Origin of the sequence: Bartonella sp. AP30XZML (assembly GCF_042195945.1) — a bacterium.
In the GTDB taxonomy this organism is placed as follows: domain Bacteria; phylum Pseudomonadota; class Alphaproteobacteria; order Rhizobiales; family Rhizobiaceae; genus Bartonella.
In genome coordinates this window covers 1-7,822 of record NZ_JBHIPJ010000033.1, presented here as the reverse complement: position 1 = coordinate 7,822, position 7,822 = coordinate 1, and the positions used below count along the sequence as shown (strand labels likewise).

Here is a 7,822-nt window from a genome sequence, read left to right as displayed (position 1 = left end):
CGGCATTATCACTCACAACGGCATTGCCAAAAACATAGCCACCAATTTTTGCATTGCCATTAATGATTGCATTGTCATAAACACGTGCTTTATCACTCAAAATCCATGCCTTATCACTAATCACGGCATTACCATAAACCCTAGCATAATTCACAACACAAGCATTATTGCGTATTTTAGCATTTTCGGAAACGCTTGCTTGGATAACCATAGCATCATCATAAACCCAGCAATTGCCTTTATGAGACAGATCACTCTCATCTTTAATAAAGCCGCCGAGGTCGCCAGCCTTAACATCATCAAAATCTTTTAAAGCTTTAATGCGGTGTAAAGTCATACCGTTAACAACGCGGTTTTCATTAGTAAGTTCATATTTTTTTACAGGCTCTTGTTGATTAACAGATGCGGTTTCATTTGAAATGTTAGAGGAAATTGTATTTTGAGAATTTTTCATTTTAAATTCTTTCTAATCAAAATTGTTTTGAAATTGACACCCTATAAAGGGCGTCGGGCGTTCAAAACACGGTGATTAGTCCGTTGTATGCTTTTCCCATAAATGGGTATTGTATGGCATAACCACACCCGACAAAATTCTCATATACTAACAAAAGCATAAAAGATAGCCAGTTTTTAAAAGCTTTGGAAAGATTGTTTCGTAATCTATCCGCTAATCACAAGTGTTTTGATCACTTGATTATTTATATACCAAAATACGTATTTATTGTCAAATAATATTTTATCTTTTTTAATATTTTTTTGTATTTTTAAAATACGTTGTGTATTTATAATATCTTATGCTTATGAATAGCTTCTTTTATATTTATGTGCTTTTAAGGCTATATTATGGGATTTATGAAACGATTGGCTTCTTTTTTGAATCTATACATTTATAATATTTAGAAACGCTCTCATAATGCGTTTTTTTATCTTTATAACCTATCAGATTTTTTACTAAATGGTTTTTAATTTTTTTGTGAATTTTGTTTATAACACATTTGCAACTTAACAGCTTTTTATAGAGATGGTCTTTATAACCAATGCTTTCATTTGCATTATGATTATAAAACCTTGCTGTTTTTACGCATTCTTTATAACCATGGCATCATTTTTCATTTTCATAAGAGAAACGATAAATAGGATAATTATAATTTATAGACTGTTATGAAAACATCTAAAGAGAGATCGATAATTATAAAGATTAGCAAAATCCTTTTTAATAGGCTTTTGTCAGTTGTGTCAGTTTTGTCAGTTCTTTTTAGACCCTCTATTATTCTTTTTAATGAGAAAAAATAAAAGTTATTATATATCAATATGTTAACATTTTAAAATACAACCCATATCGAAAGTACAACCTTAAATACAATTAATAATATATATATGTCAGTTATGTGTCAGTAAATTGAACCGACAAAAGTGATCATTTTAGTGAGTGATTAAAACGTGTCTTATGAAAAGCGTATGAAAGTAAAAACTGATTACGTTATCAAAATCCTTTTTATGAATTTTATTAGTTCTTTTGAATGATAACCTTATGATTTAGAGAATGATTACAACGTGCTTTATAAAAAGCGTATGATCCTTAAAGCCTTTCAAAAGATAGCTTGTAACTCATACGAAATGTATCAAGACCATTATGGTTATGAGTTTTGAGTATTTTGAGGGTTCCTTTTACCTCCCGTTATATATTTTTTTAAAATAGAAAAATAAAAGTTATTATATTTCAATACATTAGCATTTTAGAGATCTTAAAAAAACAACCCATATTGATAACACAACCTATAAATTCAACTAATAATATAGGTTTTGAGGGGGTTTTGACGGTTTTTACACCTTCAAAACCTATAAGCAAAATGAATACATATAACTCTCTTTAAACAAAGCTTTTGAAAACAATAAAGCACTCATTTTAGATTACGGTATAACCTCTTAAAGGCAATGTAAAAAAATCTAATTCACTTTAAGAGTGGGTTTCTTAAAAGTCTTAAAGCAATCCAAATGAGAGTATCTAAAAGTGCAAGTTTTTTCTTTTTAGAATAACGCAATGATAAATTATCCTTTTAAAGATTGTATGTAAGCAATGTATAAAGGGGTATAGAACCTATAGGTATAAGACCTTATACCCCTTATGCGTTTATCATACCCATTATGTGAGCATGCTTTATAAGTTATTCAGTTTCTCTTAATACCAATTTTGGTAAGTTCTTAACGATTTTCATTGTTTCTAAACTTACGGTAATAACCCTTTGAAACAATTCCAATGGATAAGCAGGGTTGCCAACGGTTTCAATAGCATAGCGATTAGCATCATTAACAATACCGCTCTTTTTATCAGTCTTTACACATTGACGCCCCATAACCCATTCAAGAGCAGGTCTACCATTGACGATATACTCATAAGCTTCAAGAGGGATATCTGTTATGGTAATATTGCTATTGTAGATAACAGTCNTAAGGCTCTACATCTTCATAATTCACGTGCAAATGACCCAGTTCACGCCCTGCTGTTACAAATTTCCAAAAATCATCAGCACTCTTTACACAAGGGATACGAGGCAATTCTTTGCATAAATTATGAGCATAACGAGCACGGTAATCTTCCGAATGTAAAATTCCATAAACGTAATAGAACAAATCATCTTTTGTTATGGCTTCATTAGGATAAGCGGCTTTAAAATGGTCTAGACCTTCATCAGTAATGGCATCATGCCTCTGTAAACCAGCTGTTTTGCTGTCTTCTATAGAATTCGCAAATAAATGGGATTGTTGCTTACTTTTACCTTTTGAGATCCTAGTGTTTTCGTAAAAATATCTTGGAAAGCATTGACCTTTATCCAATGCATCAAGATTGGGAAGATTCTTACTCATCAAAACAGAAAAACCTGCTTGAGTTCCGGTACCTGTAATTTGTATTACCTTATTTTCAACAGCTTTTCCCATAGGGAATATCCGCGGCATTTGATAGACTCTCTCATTAAAAGTACGGTTGTAGTATAGCCATTGTTTCGTAAAAGGACGATAAAGACTTTGCGTGAGGCATATATTTTCAAATTCAGAAATTTTTCCTCTTACTAATTCTTGTTTAACATTATAGCTCCAACTTATCTTTCTCTCATCTGTATCAACGAAATTATTTACAGCCTTTGTACGTATCTTGCGGTTAGCATGTGTATAAGCTTCATTAAATCGTCCCACTTCACTGTTATAGAAGGCAATCATATTACTCATGTTCTTCTTTAAAGTTTCATGGCTTGAGTTATACGTCCAAGCATCACGATTGGTTACAATTCCAAGAGAAAACGTTTCAAATAGTCTGAAATGACATCCCTTCTTATCGCCTATAGCTAAAAATGTTTTGAAATTGTTATCACGTTGATGAATCCAGTCACCATGTTCATCCGGTGTAATTATTTTCCAACCTGATTTATTTGTGATGCCACCAACATTACCAAAGTCTTGAAGCATCTCAAGTTTTTTTTCGGTAGAAAGATTATCACCAATGTCGTGATAGTAAATCTCACAAGGTTGTTTTTTATTTGGGTTGCGCACAAAAATCGTTACAGCTATTCCATTTTGGCTTCCAGAACCAAACACATTGCCTCCTTCCTTTGATAGCTCTTTTGATTTTATATTTTTTCGAATATCACCACGAAGATTAATGATATAAATAGAAGAATATTCATTTCGTAAGCATTTTCGCATGCCATCAGCAAATGCTTTATCTACCCATCCATTTCCAGAAATATAAGCTACAATACCACCTTGGGAACTTAAGCGATTACTTGCCCACCTAATCGCTCTAATATAGCTATCATAGAGATTTCTTTTTAATGTTGCTTGAGATTTAAGTGCATACGTATTTTGGATACTTCTATCAAGTATTTCATATTCTACATTTGCATTATTATCATTTTCGCTTTTTTGACCTGTTGAATAAGGGGGATTGCCAAAGATAACTTTAATATCCAGTTTCTTTTGATGCTCTAAATATTCACTGTTTTCTTTGAATAATTTTTGCAGAAGGTTCTTCTCTTCAAGCATCCGAAACGTATCAGTCAAACCAATATGCTTGAAAGGGATATATTCACCTTTCATGATACTATGATAAGTCGATTCAATGTTAATCGCTGCTATGTAATAGGCAAGCAAAACAATTTCATTGGCATGAATATCATGACGGAACTTATATTCCATATCCTCTGGTTTGATGAGATCTGATTGTAAAAGCCGTGTGATAAAGGTCCCTGTTCCCGTGAAAGGGTCAAGAATAGACACACCACGTGACCCCAAGCTTTTGCCAAACTCATTCCGCAACACATCATCAACAGAATGAATGATAAAATCAACAACCTCAACGGGCGTATAAACAATCCCAAGCCTATCCGTGGTTTTTTTAAATGCCTTGGAAAAGAAATCCTCATAGAGTTTGATAATAAGGTTCTGTCTTGCTTGGGGTTCGGTAATCCCAGAAGCGCGGAATTTTACACTGTTATAAAACCCTTGGAGTTCTAAAGACTCTTGCTTGATATCGGTTTTATCCAACTCAGCTAAAATCCTTTCCATGGCTTGTGAGATGCTATTGTTCTGGACAAATTCATTGCCCTCAAACAAGGCTTCAAACACGGGACGTGTCACAAGATGTTGTCCTAACATCTCAAGGGCTTCCTCTTGCGTAATACTGTCGTTTAAATTGCTCTTTAATTCCTTATGAAACGCATCAAAAGCACACCGCGCTTTGCCTTTCTCATCAGAAAGAATATCTTTAAGATGATTGATATGGTTTTGAGCAATCTCAGCAACATTGTTCGCCCATATGCCCCAATAATCAGAAAGGGTTGATCTTTTAATCAAAACCGTTTTAAGAGCGCGAGGGAATGCCGCTATAAAGTTGAAGCTTGTTTGTCCATTATGCATGGAAAGCGATTTACGGATTGGAGAGACATTGCTTGCGCTTGCATGCTCTGGTCTTGCTTGAAGCGGGATATCATCAACAACCGTGGTGACATTCTCTAAATCCATATTTTGAGAAACTGTTACAATTTCTAAAATAGAGCTTACATCTTGTCCTAAATTCATCTGATTGAGCGTTTTGCTAAAATTCTCATCATGAGAAAGCAGCGCATCGAGAACTTGCCAAACAACACTGTATTTTGGATTGTTCTTTAAAGCTTTTTCGGGGTCAATTCCAGCAGGCACTCCAACGGGTAAAATGATATAGCCTCTTTTCTTGCCCGGAGCGCGCCGCATCACACGTCCTACCGCCTGTATCACATCCACTTGGCTTTTACGCGGGTGTAAAAACATCACCGCATCAAGAGAAGGAACATCCACCCCCTCAGACAAACAGCGTACATTGGTGAGCACACGGCAGTGATTTTCCCCCACATTTTCTTCCAACCAATCCAGTTTTCTTGTTCGTTCTTTGGCACCATCCTTCCCATCAATATGATCAACTTCACAGATCAGACGAGGCGTATCGGGGTGGTTTTGATAAAGTCTATTGAAAATCCGCTTAACACCTTTTCCTTGAAAGGTATCACGGATATTTTTAGAGGTCTTGATATCTTTACAAAAAGCCAAGGCACGACGCATAGGAGCCGCATCATCTCCAAGATCATTTTTCAGATCCAGTTTGGTTAAAGCTTGATAACAGCCAACAATTTTTGTTTTATAATCTAAAGTAAGTTCATAATCTTTACTTGTGGTGGGCATCTCCATGGTTTTACTGATTTCCCCTTCATCAACACCTAAAACAATAATCTTATAAGGGGTTAACAGTTCATTCTTGACCGCATCGGTAAAACTGTAGGTATAAAGCGCTTTTCCATAAATGGCTTCATTATCCATAGAGGCTAAAACAGCATCAACCTCATCAGCACGCCTTTTGGCATGATTACTAAAGATACGAGGCGTTGCTGTCATGTACAGACGTTTTTTACCGCGAATAAGAGTGTTATCATGAACCTTGATAAAATCAGATTCATTGTCCTCTGTTCCTAATGAAGCCCCCGTTGTTCTATGCGCCTCATCACAAATAATCAGATCAAAGGTTGCTAAACCATGATCCTTTTGCGCATCAACAATGACTTGTATTGATTGATAGGTCGCAAAAATAACACTCATGGCATGGGGCGAAGAGTTTCCTACTTTCTCGACAAGCCTAGAGGCATCCGTGGTAGCAGGGAGTGCTAAATCCGATGCCGATATTTCCCCATCATCCTCTTGGTTTTTACGCCGCTTGCCGATTTGCTTATCGGAACACACGGCAAAGCAACGCAAGGGCACTTATGCATCGGCTGTCCATTCACGAATGCTTTGTGACATCAAGGCAAGAGAAGGCACTAGAAACAATACATGCTTGCCTTTCCCAGCAAGGGTTTCTGCTATCTTAAGACTGGTGAATGTTTTACCCGTACCACATGCCATAATAAGCTTGCCACGGTCCGCTTCTTTTAAACCTTCACAAACTCTTTCAAGCGCTTCTATCTGATGATCTAAAAGCTTTTTTTTCGGTTGCTCTTTAAGGACGGCTTGTCCTCGTTCTTTATAAGCGCCCCAATCAATTTGACTGTTTTCTAAATCAAACAGATTAATCTGTTGAATACGAACCTCTTGACCATCACAAGTGTTGTTAGCATTATCACTCCAATTGCTTTCGGTGCTATCAACCAAAATACGGCGCGTAAAAATCTTTTTCCCAGAGGTAGCGATAAAGCTATCAATATCTTCTTTTTTAATTATGTGAGAAGCATCATAGCATTTACATTGAATAGCCGCATAACCTCCTTGATCACGGATTGTAGCGACCAGATCAATGCCGATATCACGTCCATCTTCATCATGCTCCTTAGCCCATTCCAAATAAGTCTGAACCTTTTCGTATTCTTGCTTTTGAAGCGGGTCGTTTGTCAAATAAGCCATGATAAGGTTTTCAAACAGCGTTCCTAATTCACGGGGTGATTTTGCTTGTTGACGATAATATTCTAAGAGAGAGCGTAAAGAGACATGTTCATTATCGGAATGATGAGGGCGAAGCATAAAGAATAAACTCCATAACAATGTATTCTATTGATTAATTCTCTTCAAAAGAATCAAAACGAATTCAATCAAATGCATTTAAAGCAAATAACGATAAAAATGGGAAAAAACTGCTAAAAAAAGCCGATATTTTTTCAAAAGGGGTCTTTAAGGCTGCTTATCAACAGCCCATGACATGGAATAAGATCAGCAAAGTAGTAAAATTTGCTATTCATTTCATGGGTTAATCAAGATAAATGCACTATGTGCTTTAAAATATCAGAATGAGTATTTTGATGCATTTTATAGATAGGTTTTGAAGGTTTCTCACACCCTCAAAATCCCTTTAAATATATATTATAGATTGTATTTACGTGTTATGTTTTTATATAGATTGTATCTTTAAAATGCTAATATATTGAAATATAATGACTTTTATTTTTCTATTTTAAAAAAATATATAAAGGGGGGTAAAAAGAACCCTCAAAATCCTCAAAACTCATAGATAAGGCGTCCTTTGAAGGTTCACTCTATGAATGCAAGGGGATATGGTTGAGCAAATTTATCCTTTATATTTATGGGGATATTAATATATTAACCATTGACGGGCTAAACAGTTTTGTTTAGAGGTGTTTTATATAAATGTGGGGGAGAAATCTTCAGCAGTTAAAATAAAGCAGTTTTTCTAGTGTCACTTTTTTGGTCACAGAGGTATGTGCTTTTGTTACATGTGCTTTTGTTAAAAGCGTTATAGGGCAGTGGCTGTTTTGAGTGGATTTATTAGCGGTTCCATGAAGTTCTTTTAAAT

At 35.3% G+C, this 7,822-nt stretch carries 2 pseudogenes; both read right to left on the bottom strand.

The features are described from left to right. Positions 1–454: pseudogene (locus ACFIL2_RS02165) on the bottom strand (hypothetical protein); the annotation flags it as partial. Positions 455–2,165: 1,711 nt separating this feature from the next. Further along, positions 2,166–7,035: pseudogene (locus ACFIL2_RS02160) on the bottom strand (DEAD/DEAH box helicase). Between the last annotated feature and the right edge of the window lie 787 nt (positions 7,036–7,822).